Source organism: Ewingella sp. AOP9-I1-14, assembly GCF_052375995.1.
GTDB lineage: Bacteria > Pseudomonadota > Gammaproteobacteria > Enterobacterales > Enterobacteriaceae > Ewingella > Ewingella allii.
In genome coordinates this window covers 283,947-308,105 of sequence record NZ_JBQSVA010000004.1, presented here as the reverse complement: position 1 = coordinate 308,105, position 24,159 = coordinate 283,947, and the positions used below count along the sequence as shown (strand labels likewise).

Annotated in this window: 29 protein-coding genes; 27 read left to right on the top strand and 2 right to left on the bottom strand. The window is 53.7% G+C overall.

The annotated features are described in order from the left end of the window. The first annotated feature begins 16 nt into the window (after nt 1-16). The 10 genes from ACT3RT_RS14015 (at nt 17) to ACT3RT_RS13970 (ending at nt 5,866) form a co-directional block, all read left to right on the top strand. Nucleotides 17-436 carry a replication protein P gene (locus ACT3RT_RS14015; protein ID WP_496203183.1) on the top strand — a complete coding sequence of 140 codons (420 nt, stop codon included), beginning with the start codon at nt 17-19 and terminating at the stop codon, nt 434-436. A gap of 189 nt (nt 437-625) precedes the next feature. Further along, on the top strand, nt 626-1,102 hold the full coding sequence (locus tag ACT3RT_RS14010) for a hypothetical protein (RefSeq protein ID WP_496203182.1): 477 nt from the start codon (nt 626-628) through the stop codon (nt 1,100-1,102). Continuing rightward, nucleotides 1,102-1,314: a TraR/DksA C4-type zinc finger protein gene (locus ACT3RT_RS14005; RefSeq protein WP_485900656.1), complete on the top strand. Its 213-nt coding sequence runs from the start codon at nt 1,102-1,104 to the stop codon at nt 1,312-1,314. Before ACT3RT_RS14010 ends, ACT3RT_RS14005 begins: the two co-directional genes overlap by 1 nt. A gap of 22 nt (nt 1,315-1,336) precedes the next feature. Continuing rightward, a complete protein-coding gene (locus ACT3RT_RS14000; RefSeq protein WP_496203181.1) occupies nt 1,337-1,711 on the top strand; it encodes a hypothetical protein in 375 nt (124 codons plus the stop codon). Beyond that, the gene (locus tag ACT3RT_RS13995) at nt 1,708-2,244 is read left to right on the top strand and encodes a hypothetical protein (RefSeq protein ID WP_496203180.1); all 537 of its coding nucleotides are present in this window, start codon (nt 1,708-1,710) and stop codon (nt 2,242-2,244) included. Before ACT3RT_RS14000 ends, ACT3RT_RS13995 begins: the two co-directional genes overlap by 4 nt. Beyond that, nucleotides 2,237-2,512: a hypothetical protein gene (locus ACT3RT_RS13990; RefSeq protein ID WP_496203179.1), complete on the top strand. Its 276-nt coding sequence runs from the start codon at nt 2,237-2,239 to the stop codon at nt 2,510-2,512. The genes ACT3RT_RS13995 and ACT3RT_RS13990 overlap by 8 nt, the downstream gene beginning before the upstream one ends. A 5-nt stretch (nt 2,513-2,517) precedes the next feature. Beyond that, nucleotides 2,518-3,228, top strand: coding sequence for a hypothetical protein (locus ACT3RT_RS13985; RefSeq protein WP_496203178.1), 711 nt, complete (start codon nt 2,518-2,520; stop codon nt 3,226-3,228). Nucleotides 3,229-3,412: 184 nt separating this feature from the next. Then, entirely contained in the window at nt 3,413-3,757 is a 345-nt protein-coding gene (locus ACT3RT_RS13980; protein ID WP_496203177.1) for a hypothetical protein, read from the top strand. 88 nt (nt 3,758-3,845) lie between these two features. Then, nucleotides 3,846-4,409: a terminase small subunit gene (locus ACT3RT_RS13975; protein WP_496203176.1), complete on the top strand. Its 564-nt coding sequence runs from the start codon at nt 3,846-3,848 to the stop codon at nt 4,407-4,409. Next, nucleotides 4,406-5,866 carry a terminase gene (locus tag ACT3RT_RS13970; RefSeq protein WP_496203175.1) on the top strand — a complete coding sequence of 487 codons (1,461 nt, stop codon included), beginning with the start codon at nt 4,406-4,408 and terminating at the stop codon, nt 5,864-5,866. The genes ACT3RT_RS13975 and ACT3RT_RS13970 overlap by 4 nt, the downstream gene beginning before the upstream one ends. 40 nt (nt 5,867-5,906) lie before the next feature. Here ACT3RT_RS13970 and ACT3RT_RS13965 read toward each other — a convergent pair whose 3' ends face one another. Together ACT3RT_RS13965 and ACT3RT_RS13960 are read right to left on the bottom strand one after the other, a co-directional pair. After that, the gene (locus tag ACT3RT_RS13965) at nt 5,907-6,290 is read right to left on the bottom strand and encodes a Gp49 family protein (RefSeq protein WP_496203174.1); all 384 of its coding nucleotides are present in this window, start codon (nt 6,288-6,290) and stop codon (nt 5,907-5,909) included. Between the two features lie 29 nt (nt 6,291-6,319). Further along, entirely contained in the window at nt 6,320-6,520 is a 201-nt protein-coding gene (locus ACT3RT_RS13960; protein ID WP_496203173.1) for a hypothetical protein, read from the bottom strand. A 479-nt stretch (nt 6,521-6,999) separates the two neighbouring features. On the opposite strand from ACT3RT_RS13960, the gene ACT3RT_RS13955 reads away from it, so the two are divergent. Genes ACT3RT_RS13955 through ACT3RT_RS13875 form a run of 17 tightly spaced genes read left to right on the top strand, consistent with a single transcriptional unit; the run spans nt 7,000 to nt 24,157 of the window. Next, a complete protein-coding gene (locus ACT3RT_RS13955; RefSeq protein WP_485900640.1) occupies nt 7,000-7,206 on the top strand; it encodes a hypothetical protein in 207 nt (68 codons plus the stop codon). A 4-nt stretch (nt 7,207-7,210) separates the two neighbouring features. After that, the gene (locus ACT3RT_RS13950; protein ID WP_485900638.1) at nt 7,211-8,872 is read left to right on the top strand and encodes a portal protein; all 1,662 of its coding nucleotides are present in this window, start codon (nt 7,211-7,213) and stop codon (nt 8,870-8,872) included. Continuing rightward, the gene (locus tag ACT3RT_RS13945) at nt 8,869-9,177 is read left to right on the top strand and encodes a Bbp19 family protein (RefSeq protein ID WP_485900636.1); all 309 of its coding nucleotides are present in this window, start codon (nt 8,869-8,871) and stop codon (nt 9,175-9,177) included. Before ACT3RT_RS13950 ends, ACT3RT_RS13945 begins: the two co-directional genes overlap by 4 nt. A gap of 2 nt (nt 9,178-9,179) precedes the next feature. Further along, nucleotides 9,180-9,500 carry a phenylalanyl-tRNA synthetase subunit beta gene (locus ACT3RT_RS13940; protein WP_485900634.1) on the top strand — a complete coding sequence of 107 codons (321 nt, stop codon included), beginning with the start codon at nt 9,180-9,182 and terminating at the stop codon, nt 9,498-9,500. A 30-nt stretch (nt 9,501-9,530) separates the two neighbouring features. Continuing rightward, nucleotides 9,531-10,253 carry a peptidase gene (locus ACT3RT_RS13935; RefSeq protein WP_496203172.1) on the top strand — a complete coding sequence of 241 codons (723 nt, stop codon included), beginning with the start codon at nt 9,531-9,533 and terminating at the stop codon, nt 10,251-10,253. An 11-nt stretch (nt 10,254-10,264) separates the two neighbouring features. Further along, nucleotides 10,265-11,248 (top strand): major capsid protein, encoded by a 984-nt coding sequence (locus ACT3RT_RS13930; protein WP_496203171.1) that lies wholly within the window; start codon nt 10,265-10,267, stop codon nt 11,246-11,248. Nucleotides 11,249-11,303: 55 nt separating this feature from the next. Continuing rightward, nucleotides 11,304-11,738 carry a Bbp16 family capsid cement protein gene (locus ACT3RT_RS13925; RefSeq protein ID WP_496203170.1) on the top strand — a complete coding sequence of 145 codons (435 nt, stop codon included), beginning with the start codon at nt 11,304-11,306 and terminating at the stop codon, nt 11,736-11,738. An 11-nt stretch (nt 11,739-11,749) separates the two neighbouring features. Beyond that, nucleotides 11,750-12,124 carry a hypothetical protein gene (locus tag ACT3RT_RS13920; protein ID WP_496203169.1) on the top strand — a complete coding sequence of 125 codons (375 nt, stop codon included), beginning with the start codon at nt 11,750-11,752 and terminating at the stop codon, nt 12,122-12,124. A gap of 51 nt (nt 12,125-12,175) precedes the next feature. Then, a complete protein-coding gene (gene gp10 / locus ACT3RT_RS13915; protein WP_485900624.1) occupies nt 12,176-12,505 on the top strand; it encodes a capsid staple protein in 330 nt (109 codons plus the stop codon). After that, entirely contained in the window at nt 12,505-13,110 is a 606-nt protein-coding gene (locus tag ACT3RT_RS13910) for a hypothetical protein (RefSeq protein ID WP_496203168.1), read from the top strand. The genes gp10 and ACT3RT_RS13910 overlap by 1 nt, the downstream gene beginning before the upstream one ends. Continuing rightward, a complete protein-coding gene (locus tag ACT3RT_RS13905) occupies nt 13,110-15,569 on the top strand; it encodes a hypothetical protein (RefSeq protein ID WP_496203167.1) in 2,460 nt (819 codons plus the stop codon). Before ACT3RT_RS13910 ends, ACT3RT_RS13905 begins: the two co-directional genes overlap by 1 nt. Beyond that, a complete protein-coding gene (locus ACT3RT_RS13900; protein WP_496203166.1) occupies nt 15,569-16,033 on the top strand; it encodes a hypothetical protein in 465 nt (154 codons plus the stop codon). The genes ACT3RT_RS13905 and ACT3RT_RS13900 overlap by 1 nt, the downstream gene beginning before the upstream one ends. Beyond that, nucleotides 16,033-16,602, top strand: coding sequence for a hypothetical protein (locus ACT3RT_RS13895; protein WP_496203165.1), 570 nt, complete (start codon nt 16,033-16,035; stop codon nt 16,600-16,602). The genes ACT3RT_RS13900 and ACT3RT_RS13895 overlap by 1 nt, the downstream gene beginning before the upstream one ends. Before the next feature lie 9 nt (nt 16,603-16,611). Beyond that, nucleotides 16,612-19,143, top strand: a complete 2,532-nt coding sequence (locus ACT3RT_RS13890; RefSeq protein ID WP_496203164.1) for a hypothetical protein — start codon at nt 16,612-16,614, stop codon at nt 19,141-19,143. Beyond that, complete coding sequence (locus ACT3RT_RS13885; protein ID WP_496203163.1) at nt 19,143-21,065, top strand: hypothetical protein; 1,923 nt, start codon at nt 19,143-19,145, stop codon at nt 21,063-21,065. The genes ACT3RT_RS13890 and ACT3RT_RS13885 overlap by 1 nt, the downstream gene beginning before the upstream one ends. Further along, the gene (locus tag ACT3RT_RS13880) at nt 21,065-23,845 is read left to right on the top strand and encodes a hypothetical protein (RefSeq protein ID WP_496203162.1); all 2,781 of its coding nucleotides are present in this window, start codon (nt 21,065-21,067) and stop codon (nt 23,843-23,845) included. Before ACT3RT_RS13885 ends, ACT3RT_RS13880 begins: the two co-directional genes overlap by 1 nt. After that, entirely contained in the window at nt 23,846-24,157 is a 312-nt protein-coding gene (locus ACT3RT_RS13875) for a hypothetical protein (protein ID WP_496203161.1), read from the top strand. The last annotated feature ends 2 nt before the right edge of the window (nt 24,158-24,159 follow it).

Genomic DNA, 24,159 nt, shown 5'->3' with positions numbered 1-24,159 from the left:
CGGTATGGCCGCATGCATGAGACGCAGCCTTGAGGACGGGAATAATTACGCGCCAGACCTTACGGATTTCTTGGCCCTGGTTCATTCAACATCGAGCACAGAGCTTGGTTTATCACTCGATGAGGTGAAGGCCGAATTTAAACGATACTGCCGTGACCGCGGTTATTACGACAGCGCCGAGCTGTTCCCATGGACAAACTCAAACTGGCTGCTGTACTGGATTTGCACAGCGGTGCGCCTGCGTATGGTCCGATACAACCTGTCAGAGGTCGAAGTCGATAAAGCCCTGCGTAACGAAATCAGGGATTGGTCAGTGAAGTTAGCAGCTGGTGGCACGATCCCAACTCCAGCAACCAGAATCGAAAATAAAACCCGCCAGCGTCCTGCATGGATGGACTTGCTGGACATGAAAAACAAACAGGCACCAAATTCTTAAGCAGTTACCCGCTGTAAGCGATTAAGAGCAACACAGCCACATATCGGGATGGATTAAATCCACAAACGATTGTGATGCGTTACAGAGCGTTTTAACGATGGTGCGTTTTGTGAAAGCAAACGCGTTTTTTATGTTGATAATAATTACCTGTTAGGTAATAGTTACCTTAAAGGTAATTTGGAGAATGCAGTGACAAAACTCTTCGTTGGTATCGATCCGGGCTGCTCCGGCGCCATCGTGGTTATCAGTGAATCAGGCGACTACATCAGCCACCTGAACACGCCAACCGTGAAAGTCGGCGCCAAGGCCCGCGTCAACGGCGCGCAGGTCGCCACCTTCCTGCTTCAGTACCGTGGCGCCATAGCACATGCGTATCTGGAACAGGTCGGCGCAATGCCGGGGCAGGGCGTCAGCTCAATGTTCACGTTCGGACACGCAGCGGGGAACGTCGAAGGGATATTGCAGGGCATGTTCCTGCCGTACTCGCTCGTTACCCCGCAGGCATGGAAGAAATCAGCTGGCCTGATTGGCAGCGACAAAGACGCAGCACGCAGCCGGGCAATTCAGCTTTACCCAGCGCTGCGCGCCCTCGATGCCAAAGCAAAAGGGCAGGCCATTGCCGACGCTCTGCTGATAGCCCGCCATGGGCTGGGAGTTAAATCCTGATGGACCACTTAGACCAGGTTACAGAGCGCGAGCAGCACCTGTTAGACATGCGCCTCAAAGCAGTAACACAGCATTCAACACGCCCGTCAGAGAAATTCTGCACCGAGTGCGGCAACGAAATACCGGAGAAACGCCGGTTGAGCATCAAAGGCGTGCAGCTATGCGTCGGGTGCAAAGAAGTCCAAGAAGCGCGCGAGCGTAATCATCGTTAACGTTTTGAATGGGATAAATATTATGAAAAATAATGAGTTAACAGCGGTTAAGGCTGGAATGCCTTCGCTTGAAGGGCTGCCGCAAGAGGTCATTGAGTATGTGCTGGGGTTGGTGGCGGAGAATGTGGCGCTTAAAGAACGAAACATAAGCAACCTACAGTTTATTGCCGAAGAACTTGGCGACCCAGAGTTTCGCGTTGAGGCGGTACAAACCCCCAACGCCGACGCATTCACCGCAGAACTCCGCGCACAGGGTGCCGATACTGTTGCGGAATACCACAAGGCTCGGGTGGATGATCTTATCGATGTTTGCCGAAAGCGAGCAAATGAGCACAAGGTTTCCTATCTGGCCGCTCGTGATGTCGCCGCCAATCTGCGCGCTGGGAGGAAGGGATGAAGATTGAAACGTCAAAAGTTACTCGCCTTCGCCTGACTGAGTTAACGAGCCTCGACCCTGTAGAGGTAATTGCTGACAACATTGCCGAAAACAAAGGCAAGGTAACAATCACCTGCTTCGGCAAGTCATGGACGGCTTACTGGGGTGGCACTGGCCGCGACAGTGTGGAGGAGTTTTTCTGCTCTGCTAGTAATGATTACCTTATCGGCTGCCTGTCTCCAATGCTAGACAGCCGAATTGCAGATAAAGATGCTGATGAAGAATTCATAAGGCGGGAAATTTTAAGGGCTAGAAAAAACAGCGAACTGACCAAAGGTGAGGCGTCATCTCTTTGGTCTGACGTTGACTTCTATCGACCTGACCGAGACAGCATCATTAATGGAAGTCCGAGAGAGTTGGCATTCTTCATGGGCGAAGAGCCGTGGTATCTAGACTGGCCTACCGCAGAAAATCACGATTACACATATCTGAGCCGCATTTGTGACGCGGTAAAGGCGGCATTCCAGCAGGCGAAGGAGCAACCTCTTGACTGAGACACCCAAAATTAGCGTGCAGCTTCTGAAGAGTGACGACTGTAAGACCTTAATGGCACGTGGTGAACACTCCATGGAGGCTGTTATTGCAGCAGCGGTTGAGCAGGAAGAAATTGATCCGGATGACGCGCAGCAATATGCGGCAGGTGAACACGAGGTTAATTGGTATCACACCACCCCGCGCGATGGCTATAGAGCGTGGTATAGCCCGAGCAAAGAAGGCGTTCGCGGCTCCTTTAAAGCCACTGTCGTTTACATTTTATGGTGAGCAAAATGACTGAGACAACAGATATCAACGCGCTGATGCGTCCTGTCAGGGACCGTTATGATTGGTCACGCGCAGTATGGCGGGATTGCGACCACTGCGGAAAGCAGCACACAGGCACAGTTAAGGCAGAAGATGACTCTCAAATCTGCGCCCACTGCGCTGATCAACTTTACTGGTCGGCGTGGCAAGTGTTAGCAGAGCAGGCCCTCGACCAGCTCGAAGCAGAACGCCAGCGGGCTGATGAGGCGGAAAGCTATGCGCGTGAGCGTGATTCTGAAAACGAATCTATAGCGCTAACGGTTGGGCGCTTAAGGACAGAACTGGCCGCACTCCTGGGTACGCAAGAGCCTGTGGCATATTTAACCCGCCACATGGGCTGTAGGTCTCCTGATGACTGCGAAGAGTATCTTGAGGTTAGCGATAAGGAGGGTGTTAGCGGGAACGGTGAAACAGCAATTCCAGTATTCACCCACCCGGATAAGCCTGTAGTGGTGCAGGAAAAGGTCAAACCATTCAAAGAAGTGGTGCCCAACGACGTGGTTCCGGTCGGTAATGAATGGTTCCGAGTCCGCTATATCACCCGCCACGGTAACAGCACCTCGTTACACCTGCAGCGTGAAAACGAGAAGCTGCACCCTCTAAGACAGAATGACGTGATACACCTGTCAGTCGATAACATCGTGCCTTTGATGATCGTCGTTAAGGATGATGATTGATGCATGCTCATGTTGCCATGTACTGCCAGTGGCGTAAGTTCAAATACATGACTCATGGATTCCGTGAGTTCTGCACCTACAACATGTATGAAGAAAGATACCAGTGGCATGACTTTAAAGGCCGGATGGAATGGGCTTTTCTTATGTGGTACCACGGATTTCTTGAAGATTGGAGATGAGTGATATGGCTAAGTCGGCAGCAGAGCGCAAAGCCGCGCAGCGGGCACGCCAGCGTGACGCCGGTGTGCAAAAGGTCGAGGTGGCGCTCGACAGTCAAGAGGTCGATATGCTCCGCGAGAACTGCGCACTGCGCCGCCCAGCGCGCGAGCCATACGACATGGACGAGTACATCACTATGCTGATCCGCAAAGACAACGCCGAACTAAAGGCGCAGCTTGCAGAGCAGGCCAAGCGAACCTGTAAGAAGTGCGGCGACGCGCTGCCCGGCGATAAACAGGGTTGCGCTTTCGTTGGTGAAGGTGCTTGCTGGCAGACCATGGGCTGGCATGAGACCAAATTGACGGCGTGACATGTCACGACAACATAAGCTGATAGAGAATAACCGCCGCTTGGCGGTTTTCTTTTGCGTGTTATGATTACCTAGGAGGTAATTATTTATGGCATCCAGCGGTAAACTAAGCGCGCAGATGGAAGCATTCTGCCAAGAGTATTTGAAAGACCCAACGCAGCAGCGGCAGGCTGCTATTCGTGCTGGCTATTCCCCGAAGACTGCCACGCAGAAAGCTGCTGGTCTGATGGCTAATCCGAAAGTTTCCAATCGCATCGAGCAACTGATGAGAGAGCGTAACAAGCGCGTAAAGATGGGCGCTGATGACGTTCTGAGAAAGCTTGCCGAAATGATGGACGCAGACATTATCGATATTCTGAATGATTCAGGTGGCATAAAACCCGTTTCAGAGTGGCCACCAGTATGGCGCAAATCTATCTCAGGGTTCGAAGTGGCTGAATTATTCGAAGGCCGCGGCGAAGACCGCGAGCAGATTGGTTACCTCAAAAAGATAAAGCTGCTCGACAAAATCAAAGTCCTTGAACTCATCGGTAAGCATGTCGACGTGGCGGCGTTCCGTGACCGCGTTCAGGTTGACGTTTCATTCAGTCTGGCAGACAAGATGGCCGCCGCCCGCCAGCGCATAGCTAACAAAAAGGCTGATAAAGAATGAGTGAGCAGGATGCAGAGCTGCAACTGATCGAAGAGGTGGCCAGCTTCACCCATGACCCGCTTGGCTTCGCGCTGTACGCGTTCCCGTGGGGAGAGGGGGAGCTATCAGGATACGATGGCCCGCGCGCGTGGCAGGCCGACACCATGAATACGATCGGTGATCACCTCAGCAACCCTGAAACCAGATTCCAGCCACTGCTGCTGGCTATCGCTTCCGGGCATGGTATTGGCAAGTCTGCTGACATGGGCATGATACTCAGTTGGGCGATGTCCACCTGCGAAGACTGCAAAATAGTGGTGACCGCCAACACAGAGAACCAGTTGCGCACCAAGACGTGGCCGGAGATCGCCAAGTGGCAACGCCTTTCCATTACCGCCGACTGGTTCAAGCCCACGGCAACCGCCGTCACATCGACCGACGAAGCACACTCAAAGAGCTGGAAGGCCGACGCCGTGCCATGGTCTGAGCACAACACAGAGGCGTTCGCCGGTCTGCACAACCTCGGTAAGCGCATCGTGCTGATATTCGATGAGGCATCCAACATTGCAGACAAAGTGTGGGAGGTGGCAGAGGGTGCGCTGACGGATAAGGAAACAGAAATCATCTGGCTGGCCTTCGGTAACCCAACGCGAAACATTGGCCGGTTCCGCGAGTGCTTCCGCAAGTTCAAGCATCGCTGGGTTACTAAGCAGATCGATAGCCGCACAGTGGAAGGCACCAACAAAGAGCAGATTCAGAAATGGGTTGATGACTACGGAGAAGACAGCGACTTCGTGAAGGTCCGTGTTCGTGGCCTGTTCCCTGATGTCTCCGACGCTCAGTTCATACCAACGGGCCTGACCGACGCAGCCATGAAGCGCCAATGGACAGCGGCAGAAGTTTCGCACGCTCCGATCATCATCGGAGTTGACCCCGCATACTCCGGCGCTGATGACTTTGTGATTTACCTGCGGCAGGGGCTGCACAGTAAATGCCTTGGCACCTACCCAAAAACTACCGATGACCTGATATCAGCGAAGCGCATCGCCGACTTTGAGGACCAGTACAAGGCCGATCAGGTGTTCATCGACTTCGGTTACGGAACGGGTATCAAGTCTATCGGGGACGGATGGGGCAGAACGTGGCAACTGGTGGCCTTCGGTGGAGGCTCAACAGACCCACAGATGCTGAATAAGCGCGGTGAGATTTACAATAGCACCAAGACCTGGCTCAAACTTGGTGGTTCTCTGGACGATCAGGAAACAGCCGACGACCTGAGCACGGCAGAGTACAAGGTCAGGACTGACGGTAAAATCGTGCTGGAAGCGAAGGAGGATATCAAGAAGCGGATAGGGCGGTCACCGGGCAAGGGGGATGCACTGGCTATTACGTTTGCATTCCCAGTCACAAAGCGGCAGAACATGCCCGGCGGGCTGGCGGCGAACCAAGTGGCCACAGATTATGATCCGTACAAATAAAAAAGCCCGCACGCGGCGGGCTGATATGTAACTCTTACAGTTACTGCTCTTCGAATAACACCTGCTTCAGGCGATATCCTTCCAACGCCCAGATTTTCTGCACAGCATTCTCACGTGCAATCTTACGCCCGATCTCAGCGTCGAAGTTTTCAGGACTGGCGCAGGCACTTTCGCCGGTGACGGTAAAGCCGTTGCGCAGGACCAGCACGCAGAAAGTGAGAAGCTCCACTGACTGCCCAACGACAAAAGACTTTCCGGCATCGGCATCAACATAAACGTGGCTAGTGATACCTCCATTCCTAATGGCCTGCCCGGCTGTAAAATAATGCTCAGTAGCTATTACGCTTTGAATATGTTCAGACGTAACGCGCGGTGCGGTTTTGCCTTTTGCCTGAATCTCTAGCTCGATATCTTTATCGGACATAATTGCCTCTGATTCGGTTGGTTGATTGATTAAAGCGTGATGGCATCGAACGCCTTATTGATTTGCTCAGATGCCAACGTGCCAGCAGCAGGTCCATTTTCGCGGATGTATTCGCGCAACGCCTCCAACTTGACGCGGTGTTTGTCGTATTGAGCCTGACGTTGCATATCGGCTTTGATCTGTTGCTCGTTAAGTTGACGCACATTGGCGCTAGTATCTGGCTTGCTCATAGCTATTTCCTCATCGTTAAAAAAATGCCCCCGGCGAAGGAGGCGAAAGACTACACACAGCAATGGGATGATTTGGGTTGTGGTGGCCGGTGCTGATCTCCGGCATGGGTTGGTTACAAGTAGCGCACCCTTTCGGGACACTCCCTCACGGTTTAGCACATCAGCCTGCGCATTCACCACAACGGAAAGAGCACCGTCTAGGAAGGTTCGACATGGTGGAGTAAAGCCACATCGAACGATGCTCTTACCTGTTGTGTGCCGGTTACGCTCCGGCGTCGTTTTTACGACCGTTCCTTCAACTGTGGTTCTACTGCTAATCACCAAGAGCACCGGTATCAGTTTTTATACTGTATAGGGTTTAAAAGGCTGACCCGGCTTGCGCTCTCAGTGATTACCTAAAAGGTAACTATACAGGTAATAATTGTCAATATTTATTCTTATATGGTTAAATGGTAATTATTTCTTGCGGACGAAATCCTATGTGCATCGGTAGCTCACCAAAACCATCTGCTCCTGCCGTTCAGTCAGCGCCACAGGCTCAAGACGAAGCTGTCATTAACGCCAGTGACGACGAGAAACGCCGCCGCCGCGCCGCCGCCGGGCAGAAGTCCACAATCCTCACATCAGCGCAGGGCGACACCTCAACGCCTTCCACGTCTTCCGGCAAAACCCTGTTAGGGGCATAACTCAATGGCAGAAGAATCGCGCAAGCAGTTTTACACCAAGCAGATGAGTTCTCTGGAGTCAGAGCGTTCATCGTTTGATTCGCACTGGCGCGACCTGTCAGATTTTATTTTGCCCCGCGGCAGCCGGTTCCTGATGTCAGAGCGCAACCGCTCAAAGCGCAATACCAACATTGTTGACCCTACGGCAACGATGGCAAACCGCACGCTGTCCAGCGGCATGCTATCCGGAATCACCAGCCCTACGCGCCCATGGTTCACTCTAGGAACGCCCGACCCAGAAATGATGGAGTTCGGCCCTGTTAAGTTCTGGCTTGAGACTGTCCAGAACCGCATGAACGATGTGATGAACAAGTCGAACTGGTACCAGTCTTTGCCGATTGTCTACGGGCAACTTGGCACGTTTGGCACTACCGCTATGTCACTGCTGGAAGATGACGAAGATGTCATCCGCACGCACCCATTCCCGATCGGCAGCTACTACCTGTCGAACAGCGATCGCCTTCAGGTCGATACCGTTTATCGCAAATTCTCCATGACGTGCCGCCAGATTGTGCAGCGCTTCGGCATTGATAATGTCAGCACCAGCGTTAAATCAGCGTGGGACAGCCAGCAATACGAACAGTGGTTCGATGTGGTGCACGTGGTAGAGCCGAACATGAACCGCGATACCGGAAAACTTGACTCGAAGAATAAGCGTTTCTCTTCGGTCTATTTCGAGCTGGGTGGCGACGACAACAAGCTGCTGAGTGAGAAAGGCTTTGACGATATGCCAATCATGGCGCCGCGCTGGGACATCAACGGCGAGGACGTTTACGGCTCATCCTGTCCGGGCATGATTGCATTGGGCAGCGTGAAAGCTTTGCAGCTCGAGCAGAAGCGCAAGGCTCAGGCCATCGATAAGCTGGTCAATCCGCCAATGGTTGGACCCACCAGCTTACGCAATCAAAGAGCCAGCCTGTTGCCGGGCGAGATCACCTATGTTGATCAGGTGAGCAATCAAACTGCATTCCAACCGGCTTACACCATCAACCCGCGAATTAATGAGCTAGTGGCCGACATTCAGGACACCCGATCCCTTATCGACTCCGCCTACTTCGTTGACCTCTTCATGATGTTGCAAAACGTCAATACCCGCAGCATGCCGGTAGAGGCAGTGGTCGAGATGAAAGAAGAGAAGCTGCTGATGCTCGGGCCTGTCCTTGAGCGTCTAAATGACGAATTCCTCGACCCGTCTATCGACCGCATCTTTAACATCATGGCCCGCAAGAACATGCTTCCGCCTCCGCCGCAAGAGTTGGCAGGCATGCCGCTGCGCGTCGAATACATTTCTGTCATGGCTCAGGCACAGAAAGCCGTGGGCATTGGCTCTATCGAGCGCTTTGTCGGATTCGTTGGCGGTCTGGCTCAGGCCAATCCTCAAGCATTCGACAAGCTCAATATCGATCAGGCCATTGACGATTACGGCAGCATGGTCGGCGTTCCGGCCACCATCATTGCATCCAGTGACCAGGTTGCAGAAGTACGCGCAGAACGCGCCAAGCAGCAGCAACAGCAGCAGGCACTGGCACAAAGTATGGCCGCCGTTCAGGGAGCCAAGACCCTCAGCGAAACTCAAACCGATCAGCCTAGCGCGCTGACTGCGGTGGCGGGGGCAATGCAGCAATGACCGATTTCAATGACCAAGAAGATCAAGAGCAGCTATCCGAAGAGGCTCACAAGAAAGCAGTAGAGCGCCTGAAGCGCGATGACCAAGACATTGAAAACGTGATGAGCACAGTGTCTGGCCGCCGGTTTGTTTGGAAGCAGCTTCAGGAAACGAGGGTTTTCCAATCCACGTTCGCTGGCGACAACAACACAACGAATTTTAACGAAGGCCAACGTAACGCCGGTCTGCGCGTATTCAGCGACATCATGCGCGTCTGCCCTGATATGTGGCTTGTAATGGCGAAAGAAGCAGGAGAGGACGAATAACCATGGTTACACAGACCCAGCGCGTAGTGCGTCTCGATGGCGCTAACCAGATTGTAGACATCATTGACGGTGGTTCGTCGGCAGTTCCTGACCCAACGTCTACCACCAACGGAGGCGTAAAGCTCGGCGCGGCACTGGCTAACCCGGCCGCGGCAACTGCTACCGCTGATACAGCATCGTCAGCCAGCGATGTCGCAGGTTTACTCACTGACCACAACGACCTGGTCACCAAATACAACGCGCTGCTGACTGATACCGCCGCGCTGCGCACAACTATCACGTCATTGCTGACCCAACTGAAAGCTAAAACCATTCCGACCTAATCGGCCTGAAGGTTAAACGGAGAAAGATCAATGAACTTATATGAACGCTTAATGCTTCGCCGCCTTCAGTCCGCCGATGCGGGTGCTGAAGCTGGTGGCGCTGGTGGTGCAGAACAGCCAGAAGCAGCAGCTTCCGAACCAGCATCCGGCGCTGAAAAGCCAGCTGGCACAGAAGTCAGCGATAAACCTGCGGGCGATAAGCCAGAAGGTACCGAAGAGAAAACGCCAGAGCAGTTGGCGCAGGAAAAGGAAATCGCTGACAAGGCGAAAACCGATAAGGCCAAGGCCGAGCAGGTTCCTGAAAAGTACGAATTCAAGTCACCGGTAGAAGGACAAGAGCTTGATGCGGAAATGACCGCGTTACTCGACCCTGTGGCGCGTGACCTTGGCCTGAACAATGAACAGGCTCAAAAGCTGGTGGACACCTACGGCAAAGAAATCTTGCCGAAGATTGAAGCCCGCCAGGCTGAGAACTGGGCAAAGCAAACCGAAGCGTGGGCGAACGAAGTCAAGACCGACAAAGAAATCGGCGGTGACTCGTTTGTTGCGAACGTAGGGCTGGCACAGAAGGCGCTGGACACGTTCGCACCTGCTGGCCTGCGTGATTATTTGGAAACCACCGGGCTGGGAAACCATCCAGATCTGGTGCGTTTTTGCGTGAAAGTCGGCAAGGCCATGAGTGAAGACTCTATGGTCATGCCAAACACTGGTGGCCAGCGTAGTCAGGCCGATATTTTGTATGGAAATAAGTGAGGAACTGAAATATGGCTGTTAAAAGCACTACAGCATTAACGCTGGCTGACTGGGGTAAGCGCAAAGACCCGGACGGCAAAATCGCAGTGATCACCGAGTTGCTATCTCAAACCAACGTGATCTTGCAAGACATGCCTTTCGTAGAAGGTAACCTGCCTACAGGTCACCGCACTACCGTGCGTTCTGGCCTGCCACAGGCAACTTGGCGTTTGCTGAACTACGGTGTGCAGCCAAGTAAATCAACCACCGTTCAGATCACTGACGCGTGCGGGATGTTGGAAACCTACTCTGAGGTCGACAAATCACTGGCTGATTTGAACGGCAACACCTCAGAGTTTCGCCTGTCGGAAGACCGCGCATTCATCGAAGCAATGAACCAGTCGATGGCAACCACTCTTTTCTATGGCGATACCAGCGTCAACCCATCTCAATTCATGGGCCTGTCCTCTCGCTATTCCAGTCTGTCCGCCGGTAATGCACAGAACATCATCGATGCTGGCGGCACTGGCACTGATAACGCATCGATCTGGCTGGTGGTGTGGGGTGAGAACACCGTGCACGGTATCTTCCCGAAAGGCCAAAAGGCAGGGTTGCAGACCCAAGACCTTGGCGAGCAAACGCTGCAAGATGCCAATGGCGGAAAGTACCAGGGCTACCGATCTCACTACAAGTGGGATAACGGTCTGGCGCTGCGTGACTGGCGTTATGTAGTGCGCATCGCAAACGTCGATATCAGCGATCTCGATGCAACCACACCTATCGATATTGTGAAGCTGATGATCAAAGCGATTCACCGTATCCCTAACCGTGGCATGGGCAAGCCAGTGTTCTACATGAACCGCACTCTGGCTGAATATCTCGATATTCAATCACTCAGCAAAGCCTCTCTGGCTATCTCAGTGAAAGAAACCGAAGGCGAGTTCTGGACAACCTTCCGTAACGTCCCAATCCGTGAAACCGATGCGCTGCTGGAAACAGAAGCTCGCGTAGTTTAACGCCTGACTTTAACTGATGGGCTGCACACGCGGCCCACTCAATGGAGAAATAAAGATGATCCTCGACAAACTGTTGATGTTCTCCGAAGCGCAGGCGGTCACCGCTACAGCTGCTTCAACTGATGTTATCGACCTTGGCCCGATTAAAGGCAATCGCCGTGATATTGGCGTCGGTGAGCCTTTGGAGTTCTGGGCCAACGTCAACACCACGGCTACAGCCGCCGGTGCTGCGACCGTAAACATCCAGCTGCAAACCAGCGCAGATAATTCAACGTGGGTAACCCTGTTTGATAGCGGTGCTCTTGCGTTGGCTTCCCTGATTGCCGGTAAGCGCGTTCTGTCTACCAAAGTTCCTGCGGGCGTCCTGAAGTACCTCCGCGTGAATTACGTGGTTACCACCGGACCGCTCACCGCTGGCGCATTCACTGCTGGTATTAACCTCGATGTCGATGCGAATACGTTCTACGCATCTGGCTTCACCGTTAAATAACAGGGGGCAACATGTCAGAAGTTGCACGTTACAAAGTCCTCGCAACCTCGTACATCCACAAGCGCATCTATCAAGAAGGCGAGGAAGTGGAATACGAGGGTAAGCCGGGCAGCGCGCTGGATCCAATCAACGACGCGGCGATTGCAGCCAAGAAGAAGGCTGACAAGAACTATGTCGAAATCTCTTCTGGTCAAGGCGATGGTGGTCAAGGTGGTGAAGGTCAGGGCATCGACTTGGGTGATGGAGGCTCTAATCAGGCTGATATCGATCTGGCTGCTCTGCGCGATGAGTATGAAGCCCTGTTCAGCTCAGCCCCGCATCCGGCAATGAAAGCCGAAACCATGAAAACCAAAATCGCTGAAAAGCGCGCTGAATTAGGCGTTTAACAGCCACCTATCCGAAGGGGCGAAAGCCCCTTAATTCTCTGGAGCATCAACATGGCACAGCCGCAGATGGTCAACCTTAAGCAGGGTACGGACGTCTTTGAAAACGAAGACGGTAAGACGGTTCAGCGTGACGACTATCCGTGGGGACTGCGCATTACCCTCAACAACGAAACGCTGAAAAAACTCGGCATTGCTCTGCCTAAAGTTGGTGCAGAGATGCTGCTTGCCGGAAAGGTTAAGGTTCTGTCCACCAGCACCCGCGAAGACGGCGAAGACTCATTCAGCAGCGTTGAAATGCAGATCACCGATATCGGCCTCATGGATGATGGTTCAGCGCCACAGAAATCAGCAGCGGACACGCTTTACGGGAGTGATGAGTAATGGCCTCTGTTATCCAGATTTGCAACATCGCGCTGATGCGCATCGGCAGCTCACGCACCATCAACAGCCTGAGCGAACAAAGCAAGCAGGCCGACATCTGCAACGTGTTCTATGAGTCAGCGCGTGACGCTGTGCTGAGTGACTTCGATTGGAACTTTGCATCTAAGCGCGTTGTGTTGGCCGATCTGGGTACACCGTCCACCGACTGGCAGTTTGCCTACCGCTACCCGACTGACTGCTCACGCATCATCGAAATTATGACGCCGGGTATTCGCTTCCCTGCGCCGGGCATGCGCATCACCTATGAAGTTGGATCGGATTCAGACGGTACCGGGAAAATCATCTACACCAACCAGCCTGAAGCGCAGCTGCTATACGTCGGGAAAATAACCGACCCGAACATGTTTGATTCTTTGTTTAGTGACGCGTTGAGTTGGCGTCTCGCTGCTGAGTTGGCGATGCCTCTCTCTGCATCTGGTGATCTGGGCAACAAAGCATTGCAGATGTACAACGCCGTGATCCTGTCAGCTGGCGCGCGCTCAATGAATGAGTCGGAAGAGCCGCCTGTTCCTGAATCAGAACTCACCATAGCGAGGTTGTCATAATGGCCGTCAGCGCAATGCAGGCATCATTTGCTGGTGGGGAAATCTCACCAAACCTTTATGGCCGCGTTGACCTTGAGCGCTATGCCAGTTCGTTGCGCCGGTGCCGAAACTTCGTGGTGCGTCAGTTTGGCGGTATTGATAACCGTCCGGGCTTCCGATTCATTGGCGAGTCCAAATTCTCAGGGCAAGCATCACGCCTTATCCCATTCCAGTTCTCTGTAGATCAGACCTTCTGTTTAGAGTTTGGCAATCTGTATATGCGCATCTGGTCGAAAGGCGCGCAGGTGGTTTACTCAACTGGCCCCAATGCAGGGAAGCCGGTTGAGGTAGTGACGCCTTACGTTGCCGCTGACCTGTTCATGCTTAAGTTCACTCAGTCCGCAGACGTGATGACAATTTGCCACGCCAAGTATGCGCCGCTGGAAATACGCCGCTACGGCAACGAGGACTGGCGCACCGCGCAGGTCAACACCAATGATGGCCCATTCCAAGATGTGAACATAGATAAGGCTATCACGGTCAAAACGTCAGGAGAGACAGGGACAGTCACCCTCACTGCGACTGCTGCCATCTTCACAGCTGAGCAGGTGGGGACATTGTTTTTCCTTGAGCAGTTGAATACCGGCGATATCGGGAAGTGGGAAACAGATAATCAGGTCATACTTGATCAGCAGATTCGTTACTCAACAAACTATTACTCATGCACACGTGCGGGTAAAACTGGCACCGTTGCGCCTACGCACACAGAAGGCCGAGCGCTGGATGGCTGGGCCGGTGATGAGCATAGCGTCGAGTGGCTTTATATTCACAGTGGCAATGGCATTGTGCGTATCAATTCAGTTTCGTCTGATGGGCTTACCGCTAGCGCGACAGTGGTTAATCGACTGCCCAAAGACCTGATAACTACACCAAGCCATAAGTGGGCGAAGTATGCTTGGAACAGCGTCGACGGCTATCCATCTACCGTTGTTTACTTCCAGCAGCGCCTTATTTTTGCTGCATCTACCTCATTCCCTCAGACTATATGGACGAGCAAAAGCGGTGACTATAAAGACTTTGGCCGCTCAGTCCCGCAGGTTGACGATGACGCTATCAGTTACACCTACGCGGGCCGCCAACTAAATAAAATCCTACACCTTATTGACGTGGGTTCACTGGTCGCGCTTACCTCCGGCGGTGAATACAAGGTCAATGGGGACCAGACCGGAACGCTCACGCCATCATCTTTTAATTTCAGCTCGCAGGGCCAGAACGGCGCGAGCGATGTGCCGCCAATATCTATCAGTAACGTAGCGCTTTACGTCCAGCAGAAGGGCGGGGCGGTGCGCGATTTGGCTTATTCCTTCGACGTAGACGGGTTCCAAGGCTCAGACCTAACAATCCTCGCCAACCATTTGTTTATCGGTCATCAAATTGTGGACTGGGCGATAGCTATCAGCCCGTTCAGCGTGGTTTGGTGTATTCGTGAAGATGGCTTGCTGCTCGGGCTTACCTATCTGCGTGATCAGCAAGTTGTTGCCTGGCACCCGCACCCAACTACCAACGGTTTCTACGAATCGGTTTGCAGCATCAGCGAGGGAACGGAAGACGCGGTTTATGCTGTTGTCCGTCGTGTGATTAACGGCCAGACAAAGCGCTATGTTGAGCGCCTTTCTTCTCGTATTTTTACCGACATCACCGATGCTTTTATCGTGGATAGTGGCCTGAGTTATGACGGCAGAAACAAAGACTCGGCCAGAACTGCGACACTAACCGGCGGGTCTGGTGACTGGGATTATCGCGTTGACCTGACGCTTACCATCGGTGGTGCAAGCATCTTTAGCGCAGGCAACGTGGGTGATCAGGTTTTATTGCCTTATAACGAAGACAGCACAGATAAGGTTCTCAAACTCACAATTCTTTCTGTGGTCGGCGGTAATGTGGTGACTGTCAGGGCTAGCCGGAACGTGCCGACTCAGTTCCAAGCGCAACCCACTAGCACATGGAGCCTTGCTAAGTTCAAGTTTTCAGGCGTCGGCCACCTTGAGGGCCAGACCGTAAGCATTCTTTCAGATGGAAACGTGGAGCCACAGAAGGTCGTCACCAACGGCATGATTGAATTGGAGACGCCGGGGGCCGTGGTTCATGTTGGCTTGCCTATTACAGCAAATGTGGAAACTCTTGACGTTAACTTTGCCGGGCAGGAAACCATTCTCGATAAAAAGAAACTCATTCACAAAGCCGACATTATGGTGCAGGACAGTAGAGGGATTATTGCCGGAACGCCAGGCGGTAAGATGTACGAGTATCCGCAGCGAGAGTTTGAATTTTACGACGACCCTGTTGCTAATCGTACCGGGCTTGTGACTGTCGAGCTTGACGCTGAATGGGACAAAAACGGCAGGGTGATCATCACGCAGAGCGACCCTCTTCCGCTGTCTATTCTGTCCATAATCCCGAAAGTAACGGTAGGTGGCTGATGCGCAAGGTCGAGATTGTCAAAGCCACCTCTGAGCACGCTGCTGCAATGTTGCCGTTCATTCGTCAGGCGGACATCGATGAGTTCTATGCCGCAGCCTTAATCGAACCTGACGAAGTTCTCCGCCGATCTATGGCCGCCTCTTCTGTTTCTTGGGCCGGTCTGGTCGATGGAGAGCTGGTGGCAATTTTCGGTGTATGCCCGGCCTCACTGCTTACTGGCTTCGGCGTTCCATGGCTGGTGGGTTCTGAAAAACTTGAAAGCGTTCAGATCACCTTCCTGCGCCACTGCCGCCCGGTGTTGGCTCAAATGCTGGCTTTATATCCTCGGTTAGAAAACTTTGTAGATACCCGCAACACGTCAGCCAAGTCATGGCTTCACTGGCTGGGCTTTACCCTGCATGAGCCAAAACCGTATGGCGCGCTGCAATACCCATTCCATCACTTTGAATTGAGGGCGAACTAATGTGTGAACCTACCACGGCGGTACTCGCCATTACAGCTATCGCGGCAGCAGCATCAGCGGCCAGTGCAGTGAAGCAGGGTAACGACGCCAAGAAGATGGCAAACGCCAACGCAGATGCGCAGGAGCAGGCAGGGCGCGATGCTATTAACGCCGGTAATGCGCAGGCAGAGCAGCAGCGCCAGCAGGGTCGGCAGATTGCCGGGCGGCAGGCGGCAGCATTCGGGGCCAACGGAACAGACCTGACATCCGGTTCTGCGCTCAATACCTTCGGTGATACAGCCTCAGGCACTGAACTGGATGCCCTGACAACAATCAACAACGCGCAGCGCCAGGCTGCCGGGCTTGATTTCCAAGCCAGCGCCAGCAGAGCGCAGGGCCAGATTGACCAGAACGCCGGACGCGCCAGCGCGGCCACGACAATCTTAAACAGCACGCTCAAAGGATTCTCTGCTTACCAGACCATGGGCGGTATTAATACGCCAACTGTATCAGGTGGTTCATCAAGCAGTATGTTCTCCAATTTAGCTTCGCAGCCATATTCATCTAAATCTAGATTCTCTTTCAGCTAAGGTGCCTCTATGCCGACAGTTCCTTCAGTAGCCGTACCAGAGTACCAGCGCCAGACGGTAGACCGAGCTGCGCCTGCCAGTACTGCAAACATTCAGCAGCGGCCAAACGGTCTTGATGCTATCGCTGATGTAGGTCAGAACCTGTCGAATGTGATCGTGCAGGAAAAGAACCGCTATGACGACGGTCAATTTCAGGATGCTGTTTTAAAGCTGAATGCTGGCATGCAGGGGATCCAGACAGCACAGACTCAACTCGAGGGGAGCAACGCCCTCGGGAGCGCGCCAAAGGCCGTGGGCCAATACCATGAGTTGGCTAGCCAACTTGCTTCTTCGGTTCCAGCATCACGACAGCGAGACTGGCAGCGCCAAATGGAATCTGGTGCAATCCAGCTATCAGGCGCAGCAGAGCGGCATGAATACGGGCAGATGCAGCAATATCGCGCCGGGCAGCAGCAGGCCATCATTGAAACTGGCGTAACTTCGGCAGCGGGTCTTTACTCCGATCCTGCTGCGTATCAGCTGAATAATGCCCGCACCAAAAATTCCATTGAGACATACGGCTTAGCTCAGGGCTGGTCGCCGGAACAGATTCAAGCGGAGCAATCCAAATTTACCCAGCGCGCTGCACTGGCTGCGGCTAATTCTCAGATTGGTTCTGACTATGTAACCGTCATCAGCCAGAACGGCGAGCCATCGGACGTAGGCGGAACTACTCGCGTTTCATCAACTCAGGTTGTCGATGGAACTCGCGGCATCCGCAATAACAACCCCGGCAACATCGAATTTAATGACAACAACAGTTGGCAGGGCCAGACCGGAAGCGATGGTCGATTCGCTCAGTTCGAAACGCCCGAACATGGGATCCGTGCACTAGGTAAAAATCTGCTGTCATATGCACGGCAGGGGTATGACACTCCAGCAACCATTATCGGGCGCTGGGCGCCGCCGGGTAAAGACGGGAAAGAGAATGACACGCAAGCCTATATTGATAGCGTTTGTGCGCAACTGGGTGTTAAGGCCAATGACCCGCTTGATCTGACCAATGCAGACACACTGACCAGTTTGTGCAACGCCATCATGAAAAAGGAAAATGGCAAAGTGCCGTATACCGGCGATCAGGTTAGCAAAGGCGTACAGGCTGCCCTTGGGTTTTCTCAGTTGGACAGCGTGGCGCGAGTAACCAAGACGCCATACTTCAATGAGCTTGACCCCGCTACACAGGGAACTGTCATCCGACAGGCCGACGCGCTGCGCAAGCAGCAGCAAACGCAATACCGCACGCAGTTGGATAGCACTGTGCGTGATGCTTCTGCTGCCTACCTGCGCGGCGTTGACTACCCGAGCATGCCAAGCCAGAGCGAATTCGTTAGCGCCTACGGATACCGTGAGGGCATGCAGCGATTTGATGACCTGAATAATCAGCGTATCGCCGGGCAGTACATTGGGTCATTCCGCACGCTGCCAACCGAAAGCATCAACGCGGCCGTAAAAAACCTCACCCCACAAGTTGGTGATGGGGAGGGATACGCATCCCGCGCCAGCGCATACGATCATGTCAAGACCGCGGCGGCGGCTGTAATCAACAAGCGACAGACCGATCCCTATGGTTCGGCCATTGAGCTTGGCGCTTATCACCCTCTCAGCACCAGCAATCCCGATGACGTGGCGACTGAGATAAACAGCAGGTTCTCAAATAGTGGTGACCTAAAGGCGCTGGGAATTAATGCCCCGATCCTGTCACAGCAGGAGGCGGCTGGATTCTCGCAACTGATACGCGGCTCAACCAACATTGACCAAACCCTTGGCCTGCTCCAGTCAATGGGGCAGAAGCTTCCGGCAGCTGCGTTACGGCAGGTTGCTGGTGCAGTTGCACCTAACAGCGCGGCGGTGGCCTACTCATCCCTGCTGCTTGGCAAGCCTGACAACCAATATGACAACCGTTCCGGCACCATTGCCTACAGCGACTTCATTCCGTACAAGCCAACCATGGATAAGTACGACGCGGCCAAAACTATTTTGCAGGGTGATCAGCTAATCAATCCAACCGCCGAACAGAAGAAGGCGGGGATCTCTGCTGTAAGCCTTCCGAGTGACGATAAGCTAACCCGTAAGTTTGATGATGAAGTGGGCAATGCTTTTGCTAACAATCCGCAGGCGCGGCAGATGGCTTTTGGCTTGTTCAAATCAGCCTATGCCGGAATCGTTTATCGCTCTGGTGACGCGGGAGATACCACCACGGCTTCCGTGAAAAGTGATGCGGCAGAGACGGCTGCCAAGATGGCAACCGGCGGTGTTTACAAAGGGTTCCAAGGCGGTGACGTGGTGATGCCGTTTGGCATGGATAAAAGCACCTTCAAGGACCGTTACACAACGGCCGCACAGGACGCGCTAAAAGAAGCTGGGCTTAACCCTGCCGGCCAGTCGAACTTTACGCCGGTTAATATCGGCAGTGGCCAGTATCGCCTGCTGTCTGGTAGTGGTCGCTGGGCCGTTGACCCGCGCACAGGCAAGGAAGTTACCGTAACCGTGAGGGCTAACTGATGGCTGACATTTTCGACCTGGCGCCAGAAGGGCAGGCTTGGACTGATAACCTTTCCAAGGATAAGGCAGCCAAGCCAGATGATTACGATCCTTCATTCTTCGCTGGCTCGCTGTCTGCGTTCCCGCGCGGCGCCGCAGAGGGGGCGATAGGACTGGCTCAAACCCTTACTGCTGCGGGAAAAGAGGTGGTTAGTGACCAGCAAACAATGCTGGAGTGGGCGCCAACCTACGGGATATTCAAGTCAATGTTCCCTGGTGCTGATGATGCCCTGAATAGCGCCTATGACAGCACTTCGAAATCACTTGAGGCAGCACGGCAGTATGTTAAGCCGGATGCAACGACACAGGGAATGTCTGCTCAGGTACTTAACGAGTTCGGGAAGTTTGTTCCCGCCATTGGTGCGACTGTGGTTGCTGGGCCTGCCGTGGGCGGTGGTGTCGCGTTCGGCAGCACATTCGAATCAACACGTCAGGACTTCCTGAAGAAGGGAGTCAGCCCGGAGACGGCTGCCACGCTGGCTACCGAGCAAGCATCTTTCAATGCCCTGGGTATGGGGCTGCCCGCCGCTGTCGGCGGGAAGTTACTCACGCGGCTAGCCTCCGGGATAGGGATCAACACTTCATTCGGTGGCATTAACCGCTTTGCGATGGGCGAAACGCTGGAAGATAACGGCTATTCCGATATGGCGAAGCAGTACCGCGTATGGGATGCGCAGGCGATCGCTGTTGATGCCGTGCTTGGCGCATCCTTCGGCGGCCTTCATCACTGGACTGCATCGCGCAACGCGGCGCCAGAGGTTGAACCTTCGCCAGCATCTAGCACCGACGCTACGCTGACCTCAGCGCCAAATGACGGTACAACCGTGCAGCAGGAAGCAGTTAGCGCAGCGGCAGGGGATGCAGCGGCCACCCCATCGAGTGAAGCACCTGTAAGTGATGGTGCACCAGCGCCAACCTACGAATCACGGGTCAGTGAGTTGCGGGATTTAGCGAGCAACCTTTTGCCGCTCGGCGAGCGCAAGGCTCTGGCCGCTGAGGTTAACGATTTGCAATATCGTCATGACCAGGCGGTGCAGAAACTTCAGCAAATTAAGGATTCGCCGGTAGTCGGCAGCGGAAAGGCGCTGTCTGTTGCGCGGGCCCGCCGAACTGAGTCAGTGCAAACCCTCGACGCACAGGTCACTGACCTGCGCCAGCAGTTAGAGAGCAAGTCCGCCACACTGGCAGACAGCAGCAGAGGCGGGCAGTTCTTCGAGGCAAAGGCAGACCTTTCGAGAATTGATCAGGGGATCATCCCAGAGAGTATGCGCGGCTTAGTCGATGAAGCACCGATAAAGCCAAGCGACGTAGACGCGGCGCACGTGATGAATGAGGGGCTGCACTATGACATTGAGTCAGCGCCGGTGGTGCATGGATCAAACGAAAGCGTCAATGCGCACGTCAAAGCCATGGACGCGGCCACCCGCAGCTTGATGAATGGTGAGCCGGTCAACGTTTCACAGCAGATTCGCGGACTGGAAGGCGTTGCCAAACCAACGACAGAAGCACAGGGCATTGCCTATCGCGATGGTATGGAATCAGCCATGCGTGAGTCTGGCGTTTCAACTGCGGCGCCGCGTGCAGATGCAGGCGTGGCTGAGGCATCTTTCCGTGAAGACAGTGCCTTTGCTGGTGGGCGTGAAGATGCAGGAAAGGTGAGCACTGATCCCGACACTGGCGAGGTTCTTTCCGCGAACAGCTTCGACCTAATGACAGCCCGCGACTTGGCCGCCGATGCCGATGCAAAAATACTTCATCCGGACACCGGCCAAGAGGTTACGCTAGCTAAGGCGCTGGCAGATCTCGATGAGCAGATTGCCACCGCGCAGAAAGAATCGAATGTGTATTCCGTTGCCGCTTCATGCTTCCTGAGGAACCCGTAATGAAACAAGCTTGCGTAGAGGCCATTGCCAACACACTGGGTCGCATGCCAAAGGCAGACGAGCTGAAGAACATTGAAGACCGTATCAAGGAATCGGTGCGCCAGATAAGCCGCAACAATGCCCGCGAGGGACGGTCAGGCATGCCAGATGCGCAGACCTACAAAGACGCCGCAGATCTAGCGGCACAGCGCGTTATCCACGATATCTACAAGAAGCGGCAGAGGCTGGCACAGAACGCCATAGCAATTACCAATATCACCAAAAAGCTCAATGAAGCGTTCCCGGAGAATGAGCAATCGCCGATCAACTTGTCGCAGTTTATTTTTTCCGGTCGCAAGACGCTGGACGGCCAGCACGTTGACATCACATCCGCCGAAGAGTTAGCGACCGGTGCTTATCAGGACTGGAGCCGCCAACTCAGCGCTGAGATGACTAACGCGGGGCCAGAGGTGCAGAAGTTCTTCCAGCAGTCTCAGGCGCTGGGTGAGCAGAGATTCCGCAACCTGTTCGACATGCAGGTCGCCAAGTCCAGCCAGCTGCACCTGCTGAAAGAAATCTATGGTGAAGATACCGGAAATCCGGCAGCCAAGAAGATCGCCAAGATATGGGGAGATGTAACCAGCCGGTCGCGGCAGGAGATGAACGATAACGGCTTCGACATAGGCCTACGAGATGACTGGAACCTGCCTTATGTCGATGACGCTGATTTGATCAGGGCCGCCGGGCGTGATGAGTGGCTGGCAACACTGCCTGTTACAGAACGAACAGCAGCCCGTCTTGCTGGTCGCATGCCTCCGGCGGAGTTTGCCCGCCGCAAATGGATTGACGATGTTTACGACACACAGGACCGCAGCCAGTACGTGAACCAAGACGGTTCGCCAATGAATGACGCAGAGTATCGCGACGCGCTGGCCGCCATCTACGAAACTAAATCTACGGACGGGGCCAACAAGATAGAGCCTGGTGCGCACATGGGTAGCGGCGGGATTAAAAACCGTGGCTCACAAAGCCGCGTCATGGCGTTCAAAGACGCCACCAGCCATTTTAACTACATGGAGCGATACACAGGGCAGCCGGTAGTCGGCGTGATGATGTCGCACCTGCAATCTGCTTCCCGCGATTTAGGCGTTGTTAAAGCGTTCGGGCCGGACAGCGCCACCAACTTCAAGCTGATTGCAGACAGGCTTTACACCAAGTCGGTAGCCAGTGACGGCGGCGGCAAGCCGGTATCGGATATGCAGGCGCAGAGAAGCATGGTTGACCGCATGTTCAACTCAATGGCGGGACTGAATGGGGTACAGAACTCCGGGGTGTTCTCTTCAGCCATAGGCGGCCTGCGCAACTTGATGACGTCGGCCATGCTCGGCACGTCAGTTTGGACGGCGGTCAGTGACCAGGCGATTATGCGCGCCAACGCTATGGCCCTTGGCTTCGATCACAAGGGCGCCCGCCTGTCGGCCAGCACTATTAAAAATCTGTTCAGCGGAGACGCTAAGCGCGCCAATGCAGACCTTGGCCTGTTGGTAGATTCGCATGCCGCGGTAGTCAGCAAGATGGGCGGCTTTGATTTAACACGCGGCATCACCGGCTGGTTCGCTGAGAAAACCCTTAAATGGTCAGGACTGATCGCAATGGACCGGGCAAACAAGGCATCTTTCGGCTTGCTGATGTATAAAAACATTGGTGACATGTCACGAAAATTCCCAACGTTGGATTCCCTCAAAGCTTCCGATAAAACCATTCTCGCCAACAAGGGGTGGACTCAGGAAGACTGGGCCATCATGAACGCCGCAGAGCTTCGACCGCTGAATACCAGCGGCGCAATGGGAATGACGCCTGATGGTATCTACGCCGTTCCCGAGGAGAAGGTCAGGGAGATTCTGGCTGACAAGATTGCCAGTATCCGCGCCGGGGCTGACGATGCGCTATCCGCTATGGGAGACATGCCAGAGACGCGCCGCAAAGCGCTCACTGAGGCTTTCAATGCTGAGACAGAACAGACAGTTAACCGAATGGTTAGAAACGCGCAGGCAGAGGCCGCGCAGAAGCTTTTAGGCATCACCCATGGCGAAATGACCAGTGCCATAACAACGGCCACAGGTATTGATACCTTTGAGCGTGCCACCGCGGGGGAACTGCTGAAGTCTGCGATGCTGTTCAAGACAACGCCTTTCGCCGGATTCCGCCAGATGGTGAATCGTTATAGGGATCTTGATACTGTGCCAGCGGTTAAATTTTTGGCGTCTTATGTCGCAGGAACCACCATTGCAGGCATGTTCGCTAACCAAATGAATGCCCTTCTGACTGGCAATGACCCACGAAACATGAACCCGCTTGAGGAAGGCGGCGTTACATCATGGATTCAGGCGCTGCTCAAAGGCGGGTCATTCGGTATTTACGGTGATTTCATTTTGCAGGACCACACTCAGTACGGCTCAAGTATGGCTGCCGTTCTCGGTGGGCCGGTGCTAGGATTCGCAGAGCAGTTCTCTAAACTGACCCTAACCAATCTTCAAAAGGCTATGTCAGGCGAGGAAACCAGCGTCGGCGCTGATGCTATCCAGACTGCCAGAATGATTATCCCGTTTGCAAACCTGTGGTATACCAAAGCGGCATTCAACCACTTGATATTGCAGCAACTGCAAGAGATGGCGAACCCAGGCTATAATGACCGGGCGAAAGATAGAGCAGAGCGTCAATATGACGTAACCAGTTGGTGGGAGCCGGGCGACACTGCACCGCGCCGCGCACCAGATTTTGGAAAGGCGATAGGGGATTGAATGGATAAGGAATTATTCTCTGAATTAGAAAGTAGCGCTAGTAGGAACCGCAGCGCAAAGAAATGGGCATTTTACATTTCCATTGGACTCATCGTTGCATTGATTTCTGATAATTACTTTAGACATGTGGATTCTATATCACTGGGTTTTGAGGTCTTTTTAACGGGAATTTCAGTGGCATTTTGGCTAATTAGCTATGACAGAGAAAAAAGGGATCTGGATAGATTGAATAATTTCTGCTTAAAAAAATTCGGTAAGGAATATGAACGCAGTGGAGATGAAATAATTAATCTAAAATTCCCCAAAAAATAGCC